14 protein-coding genes are annotated in these 15,687 nt (G+C 67.6%); 8 read left to right on the top strand and 6 right to left on the bottom strand.

Annotated elements, in window-relative coordinates; all coding sequences use genetic code 11:
* Positions 1-27: 27 nt before the first annotated feature.
* The 3 genes from ACSLGO_RS14765 to ACSLGO_RS14755 are packed head-to-tail and all read right to left on the bottom strand — an operon-like array spanning position 28 to position 3,350.
* Entirely contained in the window at positions 28-1,644 is a 1,617-nt protein-coding gene (locus ACSLGO_RS14765) for an LCP family protein (RefSeq protein WP_436401389.1), read from the bottom strand.
* A gap of 9 nt (positions 1,645-1,653) precedes the next feature.
* Positions 1,654-2,181 carry a 5-(carboxyamino)imidazole ribonucleotide mutase gene (purE, locus tag ACSLGO_RS14760; RefSeq protein WP_436401388.1) on the bottom strand — a complete coding sequence of 176 codons (528 nt, stop codon included), beginning with the start codon at positions 2,179-2,181 and terminating at the stop codon, positions 1,654-1,656.
* Positions 2,178-3,350 carry a 5-(carboxyamino)imidazole ribonucleotide synthase gene (locus ACSLGO_RS14755; protein WP_325787719.1) on the bottom strand — a complete coding sequence of 391 codons (1,173 nt, stop codon included), beginning with the start codon at positions 3,348-3,350 and terminating at the stop codon, positions 2,178-2,180. The genes purE and ACSLGO_RS14755 overlap by 4 nt, the downstream gene beginning before the upstream one ends.
* Before the next feature lie 179 nt (positions 3,351-3,529).
* Here ACSLGO_RS14755 and ACSLGO_RS14750 point away from each other — a divergent pair, with 179 nt between their 5' ends.
* The gene (locus ACSLGO_RS14750; protein ID WP_091606726.1) at positions 3,530-4,087 is read left to right on the top strand and encodes a GtrA family protein; all 558 of its coding nucleotides are present in this window, start codon (positions 3,530-3,532) and stop codon (positions 4,085-4,087) included.
* On the opposite strand, the gene ACSLGO_RS14745 is transcribed toward ACSLGO_RS14750, so the two are convergent.
* Positions 4,065-4,781 (bottom strand): TIGR03089 family protein, encoded by a 717-nt coding sequence (locus ACSLGO_RS14745; RefSeq protein ID WP_436401387.1) that lies wholly within the window; start codon positions 4,779-4,781, stop codon positions 4,065-4,067. The two genes, ACSLGO_RS14750 and ACSLGO_RS14745, sit on opposite strands and share 23 nt — an antisense overlap.
* 257 nt (positions 4,782-5,038) lie before the next feature.
* Between ACSLGO_RS14745 and ACSLGO_RS14740 the strand changes: the two genes are divergently transcribed.
* Genes ACSLGO_RS14740 through ACSLGO_RS14730 form a run of 3 tightly spaced genes read left to right on the top strand, consistent with a single transcriptional unit; the run spans position 5,039 to position 10,754 of the window.
* A complete protein-coding gene (locus ACSLGO_RS14740) occupies positions 5,039-5,587 on the top strand; it encodes a WhiB family transcriptional regulator (protein ID WP_091606721.1) in 549 nt (182 codons plus the stop codon).
* Positions 5,533-9,138, top strand: coding sequence for a glycosyltransferase (locus tag ACSLGO_RS14735; RefSeq protein WP_436401386.1), 3,606 nt, complete (start codon positions 5,533-5,535; stop codon positions 9,136-9,138). The genes ACSLGO_RS14740 and ACSLGO_RS14735 overlap by 55 nt, the downstream gene beginning before the upstream one ends.
* The gene (locus ACSLGO_RS14730; RefSeq protein ID WP_419243371.1) at positions 9,138-10,754 is read left to right on the top strand and encodes a DUF5719 family protein; all 1,617 of its coding nucleotides are present in this window, start codon (positions 9,138-9,140) and stop codon (positions 10,752-10,754) included. The genes ACSLGO_RS14735 and ACSLGO_RS14730 overlap by 1 nt, the downstream gene beginning before the upstream one ends.
* A 24-nt stretch (positions 10,755-10,778) precedes the next feature.
* Here ACSLGO_RS14730 and ACSLGO_RS14725 read toward each other — a convergent pair whose 3' ends face one another.
* Complete coding sequence (locus ACSLGO_RS14725; RefSeq protein ID WP_091606713.1) at positions 10,779-11,276, bottom strand: metallopeptidase family protein; 498 nt, start codon at positions 11,274-11,276, stop codon at positions 10,779-10,781.
* 111 nt (positions 11,277-11,387) lie between these two features.
* Here ACSLGO_RS14725 and ACSLGO_RS14720 point away from each other — a divergent pair, with 111 nt between their 5' ends.
* The 3 genes from ACSLGO_RS14720 to ahcY all read left to right on the top strand — a co-directional run bounded on the left by ACSLGO_RS14720 (position 11,388) and on the right by ahcY (position 13,575).
* Entirely contained in the window at positions 11,388-11,783 is a 396-nt protein-coding gene (locus ACSLGO_RS14720) for a DUF3499 domain-containing protein (RefSeq protein ID WP_091606710.1), read from the top strand.
* A gap of 99 nt (positions 11,784-11,882) precedes the next feature.
* Positions 11,883-12,077, top strand: coding sequence for a Trm112 family protein (locus tag ACSLGO_RS14715; protein ID WP_091606708.1), 195 nt, complete (start codon positions 11,883-11,885; stop codon positions 12,075-12,077).
* Positions 12,078-12,090: 13 nt separating this feature from the next.
* Complete coding sequence (gene ahcY / locus ACSLGO_RS14710) at positions 12,091-13,575, top strand: adenosylhomocysteinase (protein WP_436401385.1); 1,485 nt, start codon at positions 12,091-12,093, stop codon at positions 13,573-13,575.
* Positions 13,576-13,653: 78 nt separating this feature from the next.
* On the opposite strand, the gene ACSLGO_RS14705 is transcribed toward ahcY, so the two are convergent.
* Positions 13,654-14,460 carry an RDD family protein gene (locus ACSLGO_RS14705; RefSeq protein WP_091606703.1) on the bottom strand — a complete coding sequence of 269 codons (807 nt, stop codon included), beginning with the start codon at positions 14,458-14,460 and terminating at the stop codon, positions 13,654-13,656.
* 101 nt (positions 14,461-14,561) lie between these two features.
* Here ACSLGO_RS14705 and ACSLGO_RS14700 point away from each other — a divergent pair, with 101 nt between their 5' ends.
* The gene (locus ACSLGO_RS14700; protein ID WP_436401384.1) at positions 14,562-15,557 is read left to right on the top strand and encodes a stage II sporulation protein M; all 996 of its coding nucleotides are present in this window, start codon (positions 14,562-14,564) and stop codon (positions 15,555-15,557) included.
* The last annotated feature ends 130 nt before the right edge of the window (positions 15,558-15,687 follow it).

The raw sequence follows: 15,687 nt of genomic DNA, 5'->3' as shown, positions 1-15,687 counted from the left end.
ACACGGCGGGGGAGCCTGGCCGGCGGATTAGCCGACGCTGCAGGACCCGTTGTTGTCCAGCAGCATGGCCAGCGTATCGGTGTCCCCGATCTGCGCCAGTTCCTGGAGATACGCTTCGGTGATTTCCGGTCCCGAAGGCTGGGCGGGAGCGGGGGCTTCCACTGGCGCCGGTGCCGCCGGCAACTTGGGCTCGGCAGGATCCGACGAGCCGATCGCGCCGTCTTCCACCGGTTCCGGGGCGGGCTCTTCAGCGGTCCCCGCCGCGGCAGCAGCGGATGTGGCCAGCTTCTCCTGCACTCGGGAATGGATGAGGTCAAAGTCCGGGTAGGTTGCGAAGTTATCCGCTGCCGTGCCGAAGTCCGGCGGGCCGATGGTCATCCGCTGGACCTCGTGGTTCTTGGATTTCAGGGCGAGGTCCACGAAGCTGCCCAGCTGGTCCTGCGGAATGTCCGTATGGACCACTTCTTCACCGGCTGAGGCAATTGCCTGGAAGCGGGTCAGCAGGGTCGCCGGATCAAGCTGGGCCACCATTGCCTGCTGGACGCACTGCTGGCGGGCAATGCGGTGGAAGTCGGTCACGAATTCGCGTGAACGGGCGTACCAGAGGGCGGTATAACCGTCCATGGTCTGGACTCCGGGAGCGATCCAGCCGTCCGGCGGGTAGTGGCGGTTGGTGCCGGGGATCTCTCCGGCGGTGATGGGAACCCAGCCTCCGACGTCGATCTTCACGCCGCCCATGGCGTCGATCAGGCTGGAGAAGCCCTCCATGTCAACGATGACGTAGGACTGGATTTCCAGGCCCAGGATTCCGCTGGCAGCGTCCATCATTGCCTCTGCCCCCGGGTCTTCGGACTCCGGGTAGAGCTCGGGATACTGCTCGGTGACAACGGGGTACAGGCTGTTCAGAATGCACTCGTCACCGCAGCTGTAGCCCTCGGGGAAGACCTGCCACAGCGGGGAGTCCGCACTGAACTGGGCGTTCTGGAAGTTGCGGGGGAGGCTGAGGGTGACGATTTGGCCGGTGTCCGCATCCACGCTGAAGACGGACATGCTGTCCGGCCGCAGGCCCGTGCGGTCCGCCCCTGCGTCTCCGCCCAGGAGCAGGAAGTTGTAGCGTCCGTCCACCGGGTCGAAAGCGGGCCCGGAGGCGAAGATGTTGTCGAAGGTCTGCCGGCTGACATTGAGCAGCCAGGCGCCGTAAGCCAGCGAGCCGCTCGTGAGGACCATGAGCAGGACCATGGCTCCGGCAACGGCAGGGCGTACGTTCCGCTTCAGCAGCGGCGGACGGATGATGCGGAAAGTGTTGATGAACAGCAGTGCCCAGCCCACGGCCAGTGCGGCCAGCAGCGCCATGATGAGGAAAGACGCCCAGCTGTTGGTGAAGATGTTCACCAGCAGGACCCGGTTGGTGAGCGCTACCACGGCAACCGCGATCAGGGCTGCCCAGGCAAGGAACGTGATGCGAAGGGCCATGCGGCCCAGCCTGCGGTCTCCCGCGACGATCTGCGCCGAACCGGGCAGCACAAGGGTCAGGAACAGGAGCAGGAAGGCCCGTTTGCTGCGCAGGCGCGGCGACGCCGACTGGGGATAGCGGACCGGGTCAGTGTAGACGGCTCCGGATGAACCTGGCGCTGTACTGGCCATGCGCCTGGCCTAGGCGCTTTCCGAAACGGAAGCGCGCAGCCGGGCGCCCTTGGCCATGGCGGTCTGGCGCAGCTCCCCGGCGAAATCGACCAGCTTCTCCTGCAGACTGGCGGCGAGCGGGTCAGTTCCTGCAGCCAGCATGCGCACTGCCAGGAGGCCGGCGTTGCGGGCGCCGCCGATGGATACCGTTGCCACGGGAACGCCGGCAGGCATCTGGACGATGGACAGCAGGGAGTCCATGCCGTCCAGGTACTTCAGCGGAACGGGGACACCAATGACCGGCAGCGGCGTCACGGAGGCGAGCATTCCCGGTAGGTGGGCTGCGCCCCCGGCACCGGCGATGATGACGCGCAGCCCGCGGCGGTGTGCTTCCTGGCCGTAAGCGATCATTTCTGCCGGCATACGGTGGGCGGAAACGACGTCGGCTTCGTAGGGAATCCCGAATTCGGCCAGTGCTGCTGCGGCTGCCTCCATGACGGGCCAGTCCGAATCGGACCCCATGACCAGGCCGGCCAGCGGCTTGTTGGCGGTGCTCATGCCTTCTCCTCATTCGGTTCGCGGCCGTCGCGGATGATTGCGGCGGCCCTCTCGGCGCTGCGCCGGACGGCCGGCAGGTCCGCAGCGGACGCTCCGACTACATTAACGTGGCCGACCTTGCGCCCGGGACGCACGGCCTTGCCGTAATTGTGGACCTTGGCAGCGGGTTCGGCCGCGAGGGCCAGCCGGGTACCAAGGTACAGGTCCGGGTTCCCGGCACCGAGGAAGTTCTTCATTACGGCCACGCCGCCCAGCAGTTCGGTGCTGCCCAGCGGCAGTCCCAGCACGGCACGCAGGTGCTGCTCGAACTGGCCTGTGACCGACCCGTCCATGGTCCAGTGTCCGGAATTATGCGGCCGCATGGCCAATTCGTTGACCAGGAAGCCCGGTCCGCGGCCGGGCGTTTCGAAGAGCTCGGCGGCCATGACTCCGGTAACACCAAGTTCGGCAGCGATTCGCAGTGCAGCTTCGGACGCGGCGGCAGCCGTCTCCGGAGCGAGGTCCTGTGCCGGCGCGATGACTTCATCACAGACACCGTTGACCTGGATTGAGTGGACCACGGGCCAGGCAACGGACTCGCCGTCCGGCGTCCTCGCCACCAGCGCCGAGAGCTCGCGGGTGAAGGGGACCTTTTCCTCGGCCAGCAGTGCGGTTCCGGTGAACCAGTCCGCCGCGGCCTCGGCCGCTGCGGCGTCGTCGATAATCCGTACGCCCTTGCCGTCGTAGCCTCCGCGGGGAGTTTTCAGCACTACCGGCCACCCCGTGGCCTTGCCGAAATCAATGAGGTCAGCAACCGAGGAGACAGCGGCCCAGGCGGGATTCGGCAGACCGAGGCGGTCCACGGCTGCGCGCATCACCAGCTTGTCCTGGGCGTGTACCAGGGCATCGGGCCCGGGCTGGACGTTGATGCCCTCCCCGGCCAGGGCACGCAGATGGTCTCCGGGAACGTGCTCGTGGTCGAACGTCAGGACGTCGACGCCGCGGGCGAAGGAGAGCAGGGTGTCATAGTCCGTGTAGTCGCCGACGACGGCGTTTGCCACAGCGGGAACAGCGGATACATCTGGGCCTTCTGCCAGGACGCGCAGTTCAAACCCGAGTTCTGTGGCCGCCGGGGCCATCATCCGGGCCAGCTGGCCGCCGCCGACAACGCCGATAATAGGAAATCTCACGTGTACAGGTTACCGAAGCTGCAGGTACTTCCTGCCGTGTGTCATCGCCCGGACGCCTTCCTTCAGGGCCAATTCCCAAGAACTGAAGGTAAAGTGGGTTTCTTACTGCCGTGCCATAGCGCGGCAGTTCCTTCGTCCGGCGGGGATCCCCGTGCGTACACGATTGGCCGCGGAGGGTCATGATTCGATCATTTATTTCCTGGCTCAGGTCACTGGCGTCTGCCTTTTGGCGCGAAGTGGCAAAGTTCGGGACCGTTGGCGCGGTCGCCTTCGTGGTGGACAACGGGCTGACCTGGATCTTCATGCACTCGGTGATGGAAGGCAGCCCGGCTAAGGCACGCTTCGCCGGTGCCACCATCGCCACCATCTTCTCCTGGGTGGCCAACCGCTGGTGGACCTTCCGCCACCGCCGCCAGTCCAACGTCGCCCGCGAATTCGGTCAGTTCATCCTCATCAACGGCGTCGGGATCTTCATTTCCACCGGATTCACCTGGATAGCCCGCTACCCGATGGGCATCACGGATAACGGCACCCTGTTCATGGCAGGGGTCATAGGAATCGGCGTTGCCACTGTGGTGCGCTTCTTCGCCTACCGGTACTGGGTTTTCAACAGCTCAGCCAGCGATGCTGAGGCCGACGAGCTGGCCATGGAACTGACCGTGGACCCGGCCCACTCGGTGCCGCAGGAGCCTGCGGCAGAGACGGCCAAGCCGCTCAGGCCCCAAGCCGAGCAGTAACCTTCTCCGCCGCCAGCATCCGCTCGGTGGCCTCGACGCCGGCTCCGGTGAGCACGAGTGTTCCTCCTGCGGACCAAACGGCCAGTGCCGTGCCCAGGATCCTGGCCAGTCCGGCTTCGGCGGGGGCCAGCAGGGTCACCGCCCCCGCTGCTTCCCGGTCTTCGAGCCCGGGCAGGGCAGTGAAAGGGGTTGCCTCCGCGCCCGGACCGCCGGCAAGCGCCGCCCCAGGCTCGTCGCCGTATTCAGGCCCCGCCCAGGTGTCGGCAAAGGAACGGACCTCGGCCGCGTAGTCGCTGGTTCCGGCCGGAAGCGCTCCCGGCCAGGACATGGCGAGTGCGGGAAGGGCAACCGCCGCGACGATTTCTCCGGAGCTGCGTGGCTCAGGATGATCCGCGGTGGCCCTTACCGGCGCACCCGAGTCTGCCGATAAGGCTAGTTGGCAGCCGGCCTGCCAGGCTCCCAGGGCCCAGACCAGGGTTTTCCAGTGGGCTGGCAGATCCAGCTCCACGGTCGATCCGGGTTCGGCATCAAGTTCTTCCGCGAGGTAGTTGGAGGTCTTGGCGGCCCAGTTGTCCAGGACCCTGCCGGAAAGCTCCACCCGTTCCGAATCCGGTCCGTACCAGACCAGGGCGGGGGAGGTTGCCTGCTCTGACCTGAGCGTGTTCAGGATGCGGGGGACTGGGTTGGTTGTCATATGCTTTTCGCTTTCGCTTCGAGTGGCGCCGGGCTGCGGGAGCCCCGCCGGGCAAATTCTCGGCGTGGCGCGCCGCCGTCAGAGGGTTCCGACTCTATAGGATGCCGAAACAGCTTGACGTGACCGTATTACACGCGTGTAATTAGGGAACGGATTTGTTCCAGCAAACCATGAACTACATGCGTTCACAGCAGGCTGATTGTCGCCTGTGTGAATCCAGATATCCGCTGCTGGAGCATTTACACCGGGAGGACTCCATGGGGCAAGCAGAGAAGATTCAGGGCCGGCCGGACATCGAGGCGCAGGCTTCCACGAGTTACGGCTCACGCGGCGTGCCCGGCGACTGGTACGTCGATCCCGCTGATCCCGAAGCTGCCGACCGCTACCGCGAGGGAGCAGGCGCCAGCCTGGAAGATGCGGCCACCGCCTTCCTGGCCGCGCATGAGGCCCTCGACGGGGGCGAGACGAAGGGTGCGGAGGATCTTCTGGATCCGCCGGTATCCCTCTTCTCCGCTCCGGCAGAGACCGAGCAGCGCCCGGTATGGATTGGGCTGCCCGGAATCGGCGACGGCTACGCCGACGAGAGTGAACTGGGATGGCAGGCCGACGCGCTCTGTGCCCAGACCGATCCCGAAGCATTCTTCCCGGAAAAGGGCGGCTCAACACGGGATGCGAAAAAGGTCTGCGCTGCCTGCACGGTGCGCTCACAGTGCCTTGAGTACGCTCTGGCCAACGATGAACGCTTCGGCATTTGGGGCGGTCTCTCCGAGCGGGAACGCCGCCGGCTACGAAAGCAGGCAGTCTAATTCTTTCGCACGTCCGCGTATGTGCCGTTGTAGTTGCCCACAACGGTGCCGAGTACCTCCCCGAAACACTCTCCGCACTGGCGGCCCAGACCCGGCCGGCAGATTTCTGCATCGGCGTTGACGCCGGATCGACTGATGCCTCCGCGTCCCAGCTGCAGCTGGGACTGCCGGTAGGAAGCCCCGTGATTGGCGCCCCCGCACGGTCCGGTTTTGGCGCAGCCGTCAAGGCCGGGCTCGAGCAGCTGCCCCGGCGTACCGAGGCAGGGGACCCCACCCAGGAATGGCTGTGGCTTCTCCACGACGATTCGGCGCCCGATCCCGGTGCGCTGGCCCAGCTGCTGCGTGCCGTTGAACTGGCCCCCTCGGTGACCATTGCCGGCACCAAGCAGGTTGAATGGGAAAACCCCCGCAAGCTCCTCGACGTCGGCGTCTCGATCAGCCGCTGGGCTGAACGCCTGACCATGATCGACGTCGATGAACTGGACCAGGGGCAGTACGACTCCCGCAGCGACGTCTTTGCGGTGAACTCCGCAGGAATGCTGATCCGCCGCGACGCCTGGGACGCCCTGGGCGGATTCGACCCGGCACTGCCGGGCACCGGTGACGACATTGACCTCTGCTGGCGGAACCGGCTCGCCGGCAACCGCGTGGTGGTGGTTCCTTCCGCGCGTGTCCGGCACGCCGGCAGCCGGCCAAACCCGGCAGCGTCCGCGAGGGCTGCCCGCAAGGCTGAGGTCTTCCTCCGCCTGAAACACGCTCCCGGCTGGCAGGTTCCCTTCCTGGCACTGGGCGCCGTCCTGGGCGGTTTCGGCCGGTTCTTCCTGGGCATGCTTGCCAAGGACCCCGGTTATGCCGCCGGCTCCCTGGTCTCGAGCATCGCCGCCGTGCTGCGGCCGGTGGATCTCTACCGGTCCCGGCGCAAGGCAGCCGCTACCCGCAGACGCCCCCGGAGCGCCGTGCGGGCCCTGGTCACGACACCGCGGGAAGTGCGCGAGCACCGGCGGTCCGTCCACGAATCCGAGGCCGCCGCGAACGCCTACCGGTCCGAGGAGACCGGCGCAGCGCCTGCGCCGCACGCCTATGAACCCAGCGGCGACTCACACGACGACTTTGCGGCCCTGGCCACCCGTGGGCGGGCCTGGTCCGGGGCGGGTGCGCTGGCCGCCGTCCTGCTCCTGGCCGCCGCGTCGCTGGCCGGCCTGCACCGCCTGGTTGGTGCCCCTGCACTGACCGGCGGCGCCCTGCTGCCTGTATCCGATTCCCTCGCCGTCATCTGGGCCAACGCCAGCGGCTGGTGGAGTGAAGTGGGAGCGGGATACCAGGGGCACGGAGATCCCTTCGATTACGTGCTGTGGCTGCTCGGGGTGGCAGGGCTGGGGAACGCCAGCGCCGCCGTCGTAGTCCTTGTCCTGCTGGCCATGCCCCTGTCCGGGCTCGCGGCCTGGATCGCGTCCGGGGCCCTTACCCGGCGCCCCGGCGCACGCTTCTGGGCCGCCATGGTGTGGGGTTCGCTGCCTGCGCTGCAGGCATCACTCAGCGAAGGCCGGCTTGGTGCCCTCGTGGCCCACATTGTTCTGCCGCTGACCGTCCTGGCGATGGCGCGCGCCGTCGGTGCCGGAACCGCCGCCCCGGATACGCGCGGTGCCGCCGATGCCGATTCCGCGGCTCCCCGGAAGCCCGGCATCCATGGGGTACCCAGCTGGACGGCCGCGGCCGCTGCAGGTCTCCTGCTGTCAATCCTGACCGCCAGCGCCCCGCTGCTGTTCGTCCTCGGCGTCCTGCTGGTCCTGGTGCTCTCACTGCGGCTTCGTTCCCGCGCACGGACCCTCTGGTGGTCCCTGCTTGCACCGGCAGCGCTCCTGCTGCCCGTAGTCCTCTCCCTTTCGGATAATCTCCGGGCGGCCGCGGCAGACCCGGGAGTTCCGCTGGCCTTTGCACCGGCCGCGCTGTGGCAGCAGCTGCTCGGCTATCCGGAAGCGTTCGGCATCTCTGATCCGCTGGCCGGACTCGGCTTCCTGCCCGAGGGTCCCTGGGCCCTGGTGCTCGCCCTGATGGTGGGCGGACCGCTGGTGGCACTGTCCGCCGCGGCGCTCTTCCTTCCCGGCCGCGCCGCGACCGCCCGGCTCGGGTGGGTCATGGCGGTCCTCGCCCTTGCGCTGTCCGGTGCCGCGGCCTATCTCGTCACCGGAAGTGCGGCCGCAGCGCTGGTGACTCCCTACCCCGGTCCGCTGGTATCCGCCGCGGTGTTTGCCCTGCTGTGCGCCGCGCTGCCGGCACTGGACAGACTGCTGGCCGCCCGCAGGACGGAAACCGGCCAAACCCGCCGTCCCGCTGCCGCCGCAGTAGTTCTCCTTACCGTCCTCCTGGGAGCCGGTCCGGCCGCCAGCCTGGCTGCGTGGACCGTGCCCCAGGCCGCCGGCGAGACAACCCCGGCCGGAGCCGGTGGAGTCCAGCCCGGCACCCGGCTGGACCTCCGGGAGACCGGGACGCGGGTGCTGCCCGCAACCGCGGCGGACCGCGGGAACAGTGCCGACCAGACCCGGTCCCTGGTGCTGTCCCTGGGACCCGGCGACGACGTCACCGCCACGCTGATGCGCTCGGGCGGAAGCACCCTGGACGGACTCAGTGCGGGCTACGCCGCACGCGCCGTCGAAGGCATGCCGGGCAGTGAAACGCTCGGTGAAGACGACGGCGCAAGCGCCGCCCTTCGCAGCACTGTCGCCGTCATCACGGCCGGAACGGGCGTGGACCCGCGCGAGGAGCTCAGCCGGCTGGGAGTGGGCTATGTGGTGCTGCAGGCATCCGATACCGCCGCCGAACTGCTGGCCGACCGTTTGGACGCCGTGCCAGGCCTGGCATCCGTGGGCCAGACCGGATCCGGCTGGCTCTGGCGCGTAACCGGAGCGCTGGATGAACAGGGCACTGAGACGCTCGCAGGGCAGACCGCACGGCTCCGCATTATTGATGCCCAGGGCCAGACCCTCTCCCTGGTGCCATCCGGCAGGGTCACGGCAGATGCAGCAATCCCGGCGGGTCCGGAAGGGCGCCGCCTGGTCCTGGCTGAACGAGCCGACACCGGCTGGCAGGCAACGCTGAACGGCGAAGCGCTCGAACCCTCCACGGACGGCTGGGCCCAGGCCTTTGACCTGCCGGAAGAGGGAGGCGACTTCAGCCTCAGGTATTCAAGTCCCTGGGAACCGTGGACCTCGATTGTGCAGGTCATCGTCTTCGGTTTGACCGTGCTGCTCGCGGTGCCCACACCCTCCCGCTCCGGTGCCATCCGGCTGCCCGGCAAGCAGGGGCCCGTGCGTTCCGCTGCCGCGGCTCCCAAGGAGGAGGCCGACGCCGACGCGGCGGGTGGGGAGCCTGGTCCCCGGGAGCCGGCCAAGGAACCGGCGCTGGCCCGGGATCGCAAGGCCGGGCGTGCCCGACGGGGCAAGCCTGCCGGAGGGAAGGCGCCCGGCCGGAGCCGCGGAAGCGGCGCAGCCCGCCAGCGTGCGTCCGACGCAGGAGCGCCGGCCGCCAAGAGTTCGTCTGAAGGAGTGCACTGATGGCCGAGTTGACCGGGTCAACCGACGCGGGGGCATCGCGTGCTCAAACCCGGGAGCGCCGCGCTGCGGGCCGGAGGACGGCGTACGCGGCAGTCTCAGGGACCGTCCTGGTAGTGACCGCAGGCGCGCTCATCACGGCATCGGCCATCGCGGCGCCGCCGCGCTCCGAGCTGGACGTGCCGCCTCCGGCCACCAGCGTTCCCGCCGGAATACTCACGGGTGTGTGCCCTGAGCCGCTCCGGCTGCTTGCCGGCAACGCCGCCTCGACCGACGCGGAGTTCAGCCCGGTTTCCGAGTCCGCGGCCACCGCGGTGACCACTGCCGTTATCTCTGCAGCGGGTGCTTCCCTGCCTCCGGCCCAGCTCTCAGCACTGGACAGCGGAGACGCCGTGGCCTCCCTCAAGGACAACCCGGAGGTCCCCCTGGCCGGCACCAGGCTGGCCGGTGTCCTGGCGAAACAGCAGGTCACGTCTGTTACCGCCTTCGAAGCTGAACCCAGCGGGGACCAGCCGGCTACGGCCAATGCGGTCATGGGCTACACCGCCACGGACGGAGACCTTGCCGGACTCGCCGCGGCGAACTGCCAGACGCCTTCGAATGACATGTGGCTCCTGGGTGCCCGGACGACGGTCGGGGCCACGGCCGTGCTCAAGCTGAACAACCCCTCCGCGACGGCCGCCACGGTTGACCTGGAGATCATCGGCTCGGAGGGGCGGGTAGAGGCCGGAGGCAGCCGCGGGATCGTGGTGGCACCGGGCCAGACCCGTTCAATCGTCCTTGCCGGCCTGGCATCGGGGCAGGAATCGGCAGCGGTGCGGGTGCGCAGTTCCGGGGGACCGGTCAGCGCCTTCATCGAACAGAGCATCCTGCGCGGACTCACCGCAGGCGGGGTTGAAATCATAGAGCCCACTGCGGCTCCTGCGCCGCGCCAGGTGGTCACGGGGGTTGCGCTGCAGTCCCCGCAGGACACCCGCGAACTGATGGAGCAGGAAGGCTACGATTCAGTCCAGCCCGTCCTTAACGTCGCCGTTCCGGGGACAACGGACGCATCCGTCCACCTCCGCGTTTTCGGCGAGCGGGGCGAAGTGGAGATTCCCGGCGGCGGTGTTTTCAGCGTTCCTGCCGGCACGGTGGGAAAGATTCCGCTGTCGGAACTGCCAGCCGGGACCTACTCCCTGGATTTGTCTTCGGACGTCGCCGTGGCCGCTTCAGCTGTGTTCAGCCGCGGTACCAAGCCCGAAGAACCGGTGGAGCTGGCAATAGCCCCTGCGGACACGAGGCTGGGCAGTGAACACCTCGCCGTGGCAGCGCCGGGCGGCAGTTCCACCCTGGTGCTCACCGCGCCTGACGGCGACGCCGAGGTACGGGTCCGGGCTGTGGGAGCAGACGGAACCCTGCAGGAGGAGAAGGTAATCCAGGTTCCCGGCGGCAGGACACTGTCACTGAAACCCGGAGATCTCGGAAGCGGCGAACTGGCCGCCGTCCTGGTCAGCGCACTCGGCGACGCCGTCTACGGAGCGCAGCTCGTGACGGGGGAGGGCCCCGGGATATCGGTGCTGCCGCTGCCGGAGGGAACCTCGGGAAGCCAGTCCATTCAGGTGGGAATCGGCTACTGACTCACGGCCGATACCCGCGGGCCGTTAGAGCGGCCGAAAGCGGCCGTATGTTGGATCGATCGACTCCGGATCCATCCCCTTCAAGGACGCCAGCTGTTCCACCACGACGTCGTGGATCAGTTCGTTGACAGGTACCAGTCCGCGGGCTGTCGACTCCACGGGACGGCGGTAGATGGTGATTACCGGCGGCCGGGGGCCACTCCCCGCGCTGGAGGAAGCCAGTGGCACGGCGCCTCCGCGGCGTACCAGTTCCTCCAATCCGTCCGGAATTTCCTGGACGATGAACTGGTAGGTCTGGATGTCTTCGCCCCAGAGCCGCTCCAGCCGCTGGGCGGATTCCATCACCCAGTCATCGAAGCGTTCGGCGCGGGTCCTGGACCCGGCCAGGTGTGCCGGGAGCAGCTCCCCGCGCAGGCCCCGTCCGTGCCTGTTCCGGCGACGGCGGCGGAACGGGCGTGCGGCGGGACCCGGCTCACCTCCGCCGGATCCGCCGTTGGTGCTGGGGGAAGATCCTGGAACCATGGCACCTACTCTAGCCCGCACACTGCCCGCCGGGGAGACCATGTCCGGGGCCTCCCGGGCTCCGGCGTGGCTGCCCAGGGCAAGAGGCGCCTGGGGGTACAGTTATGACCCGTGGGATCCTTACGTCTTTGTTCACGTTCAGCGTGCCGGCAGGCCGCCGTCGCAACTTTGACGTACGTGTACGCAGATTCAACCGCAGTGCTTGGTCCCCTGGCCACCTACGCCGAGCCGCACTGCTATGACCTGTGCGAGCTCCACGCCGAGCGCCTCACCGCTCCCCGCGGCTGGCAGGTTCTCCGCCTGGATCTCGGCGCACTGCCGCGGACACCGGGTCCGGATGAACTTTCTGCCCTGGTGGATGCTGTGCGTGAGCCGGAGGAAGCTCCCGCCGCGGAAGAGCCCGTCCGCCGCAGCGGCAAGCATGCCCTGGAACCGCCGGCGGATCTCCCCGCTACCCGCCGTTCGCACCTGCGTGTGCTGCGCGAAGAAGTCAGCGAACCAAGCTGAGCTGAGCCGTGGGGCTTCGCACGCTATAGGCTGGGGGAATCAGCCGGGGATGAACCGCGGCCGTGACCAGTCAACCGTTTCGCAAGGAAGTGCCGCAGCATGGCTAACCTGACCGCTGATCTCCTGGATGTCCTGCGTTGCCCGCAGACCCACTCACGCCTGGTGCAGGAGGGGGACGAACTCGTTTCCACCGCGCCCGGACCGGACGGCAAGCCGCTGCGCTACGCCATCGCGGAAGGCATTCCGGTGCTGCTCCCGGCATCCGCCGCGCCGGCCGACGACTCCGAGAACTGAGGATCCTGAACCTGTGAGCATCGATTTCAAAGTAGCTGACCTCTCCCTGGCCGAAGCCGGCCGCCACCAGATCCGCCTGGCCGAGCATGAAATGCCCGGCCTCATGGCACTGCGGCGCGAGTACGGCCCAAGCCAGCCCCTGGCGGGCGCCCGGATTGCCGGGTCGCTGCACATGACCGTCCAGACCGCCGTGCTGATCGAAACCCTGACCGCACTGGGTGCCGAGGTCCGGTGGGCCTCCTGCAACATCTTCTCCACCCAGGACGAAGCCGCCGCCGCAGTGGTGGTGGGCACCGGAACACCGGAGGATCCCCAGGGCGTCCCGGTCTTCGCCTGGAAGAACGAAACCCTCGAGGAATACTGGTGGACGGCCGAGCAGATCCTCACCTGGCCCGAGGGCTCCGGCGGCCCGAACATGATCCTGGACGACGGCGGAGACGCCACGCTCCTGCTGCACAAGGGTGTTGAGTTCGAAGCCGCAGGCTCCGTCCCGGCCAACCCGGGCGAAGATGATCCGGACTACTCCTACGAGTACACGGTCATCCTGGACACCCTGCGCCGTTCGCTGGCCGAGGCACCGGCTAAGTGGACCGAAGTCGCCAAGGGCATCCGCGGCGTCACCGAAGAGACCACCACCGGCGTCCTCCGGCTCTACCAGCTGGCAGCAGACGGACAGCTGCTGTTCCCCGCGATCAACGTGAACGACTCGGTCACCAAGTCCAAGTTCGACAACAAGTACGGCATCCGCCACTCGCTGCCGGACGGCCTGAACCGTGCCACGGACACCCTGATCGGCGGCAAGGTCGCCGTTGTCTGCGGCTACGGCGACGTCGGCAAGGGCGCCGCGGAAGCACTGCGCGGCCAGGGCGCCCGGGTGATTGTTACGGAAATTGACCCGATCTGCGCGCTGCAGGCGGCCATGGACGGCTACCAGGTGGCACGCCTGGAATCCGTGGTGGGCCAGGGCGACATTTTCATCACCACCACCGGAAACAAGGACATCATCATGGCCTCCCACATGGCCCAGATGAAGCACCAGGCGATCGTGGGCAACGTTGGCCACTTCGACAACGAAATCGACATGGCCGGACTGGCCCGCGTCCCCGGAATCCGCAAGGTGGAGATCAAGCCGCAGGTCCACGAATGGATCTTCGACGAAGGCACCGAGGACCAGCGCAGCATCATCGTGCTCTCCGAAGGCCGCCTGCTGAACCTGGGCAACGCCACCGGACACCCGTCCTTCGTCATGTCCAACTCCTTCGCGAACCAGACGATTGCCCAGATTGAACTGTTCACCAAGTACGGACAGGACAAGGAAGACGGCACCCCCGAATACGCCAACCAGGTGTACGTGCTGCCCAAGATTCTCGATGAGAAGGTCGCCCGGCTGCACCTCGACGCCCTTGGCGTAGAGCTCAGCGAACTGACCAAGCCGCAGGCCGAATACCTGGGCGTGGACGTGGCCGGTCCCTACAAGCCGGACCACTACCGGTACTAGGCCCTCACGGCGGAATCCAAAGCCGCGCCGCTCCCAACGGAGCGGCGCGGCTTTGTTGCGGGATTGCTGGTGCGCGGTCTAGGGGTCCGTAAACGGGAGGCGGTGCAGCCGGCGGCCCAGCTGTTCGGACCGGTCGTGTTGTGCGCTCAAACGGGCGAAATCACGCTCCCGGCGCTGGGCAACGACGGCGCGGAGGTAGGACTCCGGATAGGTGCCTGCGGGCGGCGGCGGAGAGACGAAGGCGGACACCTCTGTTGCCAGCGAAGCGGCCATGGAGGCGCGGGCCGGAGGCGCCATCCGCTCCGACTGGGCCAGGAACCGGGACACGCGCCGGGAAAGGGGGTCCGGCAGCCGGCCAATGTCCGCCAGCTCCGCCCAGGGTGCGAGTTCCTGAGGCATGGCCACGGCGGCCGGCGGGGGAGCCTTGACCCGCTCCCGCATCGAGTACGTCCCGGCAAGCATGTCCCCGAGGCGCTTGGACTTCTCGTTGAAGACCGCGGTGACGAAAGCCAGCGAACCGGCCAGCATGTAGATCTCCAGGACGGCCAGGAGTCCGCGGGTGAACGCCTGGCGGAAACGCACCGCACCGCCGTCGTCACGCACGATGCGCAGGCCCATGACCAGCCGTCCCAGCGACTTGCCGCGGGTCAGCGTTTCGACTGCCACCGGAATCACCACGATCACCAGGACAACACAGGCCAGCAGCAGGGCCCGGGTCAGTGCCGGATCGAGTGCCCCGTCCAGAGTATTGCCGATCAGGAAAAACAGCAGGAGCAGCAGGAGCAGCTGCGAGACGACGTCGATCAGGACGCTGAGCCCCCGGGCCGCGAAAGAGGCCGGGCGCAGTTCAAGGACAACGGCTTCACCCGTGACCACCGTGCTCATGCCAGCCCCCTGCTTCAGCTTTCAACGTCAGGGTTCCCACTTTACCCATCCGTGCCGTGGAGATGGGCGGTCCACGCGGCCGCGCCCGCTAGGGTGGAGGCGTGGACCTGGATGCCTTCGCCGCCGTACACAGCCCGGACTGGAAGCGGCTTGATGAACTGATCGCCCGCCGCCGCCTGAGCGGGGCTGAGGCGGACGAACTGCTGCAGCTGTACCAGCGCGCCTCCACGCACCTCTCCGTGATCCGTTCGGTGGCGCCTGAAGGCGCGCTGTCCGCAGCCCTGTCAATGCGGCTCTCCCGCGCCAGAACCCGGTTTACCGGCGCCCGGTCGAATTTCTTCGAGGACCTGGCCGGTTTCTTCGTGTACTCCCTGCCCGCGGCGTTCTATCGGGTCCGGATACTGACCGTGGTCATCGGAGCACTCTTTGTCCTGGTCTCGGCGCTGACCGCCTACTGGGTGGTGAACACGCCAGGTGTCCTCGCAGCCATGGGAACGGATGCCGAGCTCCGCCGCTACGTGGAGTCGGATTTCGCTGCCTACTATTCGGAGAATCCCGCGGCGTCCTTCGCCGGCATGGTCTGGACGAACAACGCCTGGATCGCGCTGCAGGCAGTGGCTTTCGGCGTCACCGGGATATGGGTGCCCTACATCCTGTACCAGAACGCAATCGGTGTGGGCACGGCGGCAGGCACCATGGCGTCCTTCGGCGAGCTTGACACCTTCTTCACGTACATCCTTCCCCACGGGCTCATGGAACTCACGGCAATCTTCATCGCGGCGGCGGCCGGACTCCAGATCTTCTGGACCCTCGTTGCGCCCGGACCGCGTCCCAGGGTAGCCGCGCTGGCTCAGGAAGGTCGATCCCTGATGACGGTGGCGCTGGGGCTCGTGGTGGTCCTGTTCATCTCCGGGCTGGTGGAAGGTTTCGTCACCCCCAGCGGGCTTCCGGCCTGGCTGCGCATTACCATCGGTGCGCTCGTGCTCGCCGCCTACTGGGCGTACACCCTAATCCTGGGCAAGCGTGCCTACGAGGCCGGATTCCGCGGTGACCTGCTGGCACGTGATGCGGGCGAGGCCGTGGTCCGCTCGGCCTAGGGCCCGGAACCTCCGACGGAAACGCTGTCCGGACTCGCCGTGAGCCCCTTCGGTTCAGGGACCTGTGGCCGGTAGTGTCTATGAAGGACGAAACCGGACCCCCCACCACCCCGGTGACTTCAAACAGGAT

The organism is Arthrobacter sp. IK3 (assembly GCF_051337705.1).
GTDB classification, from domain to species: Bacteria; Actinomycetota; Actinomycetes; order Actinomycetales; family Micrococcaceae; genus Arthrobacter_B; species Arthrobacter_B koreensis.
Note: the sequence above shows the minus strand (reverse complement) of the source record. Positions and strands in the feature narration are given on the sequence as shown.

Excerpts from the sequence above, each read along its gene's own strand:
- ACSLGO_RS14765 (WP_436401389.1), bottom strand. The coding sequence starts at position 1,644 with ATGGCCAGTACAGCGCCAGGTTCATCCGGAGCCGTCTACACTGACCCG.
- purE (WP_436401388.1), bottom strand. The coding sequence starts at position 2,181 with ATGAGCACCGCCAACAAGCCGCTGGCCGGCCTGGTCATGGGGTCCGAT.
- ACSLGO_RS14750 (WP_091606726.1), top strand. The coding sequence starts at position 3,530 with ATGATTCGATCATTTATTTCCTGGCTCAGGTCACTGGCGTCTGCCTTT.
- ACSLGO_RS14745 (WP_436401387.1), bottom strand. The coding sequence starts at position 4,781 with ATGACAACCAACCCAGTCCCCCGCATCCTGAACACGCTCAGGTCAGAG.
- ACSLGO_RS14740 (WP_091606721.1), top strand. The coding sequence starts at position 5,039 with ATGGGGCAAGCAGAGAAGATTCAGGGCCGGCCGGACATCGAGGCGCAG.
- ACSLGO_RS14730 (WP_419243371.1), top strand. The coding sequence starts at position 9,138 with ATGGCCGAGTTGACCGGGTCAACCGACGCGGGGGCATCGCGTGCTCAA.
- ACSLGO_RS14725 (WP_091606713.1), bottom strand. The coding sequence starts at position 11,276 with ATGGTTCCAGGATCTTCCCCCAGCACCAACGGCGGATCCGGCGGAGGT.
- ACSLGO_RS14715 (WP_091606708.1), top strand. The coding sequence starts at position 11,883 with ATGGCTAACCTGACCGCTGATCTCCTGGATGTCCTGCGTTGCCCGCAG.
- ACSLGO_RS14705 (WP_091606703.1), bottom strand. The coding sequence starts at position 14,460 with ATGAGCACGGTGGTCACGGGTGAAGCCGTTGTCCTTGAACTGCGCCCG.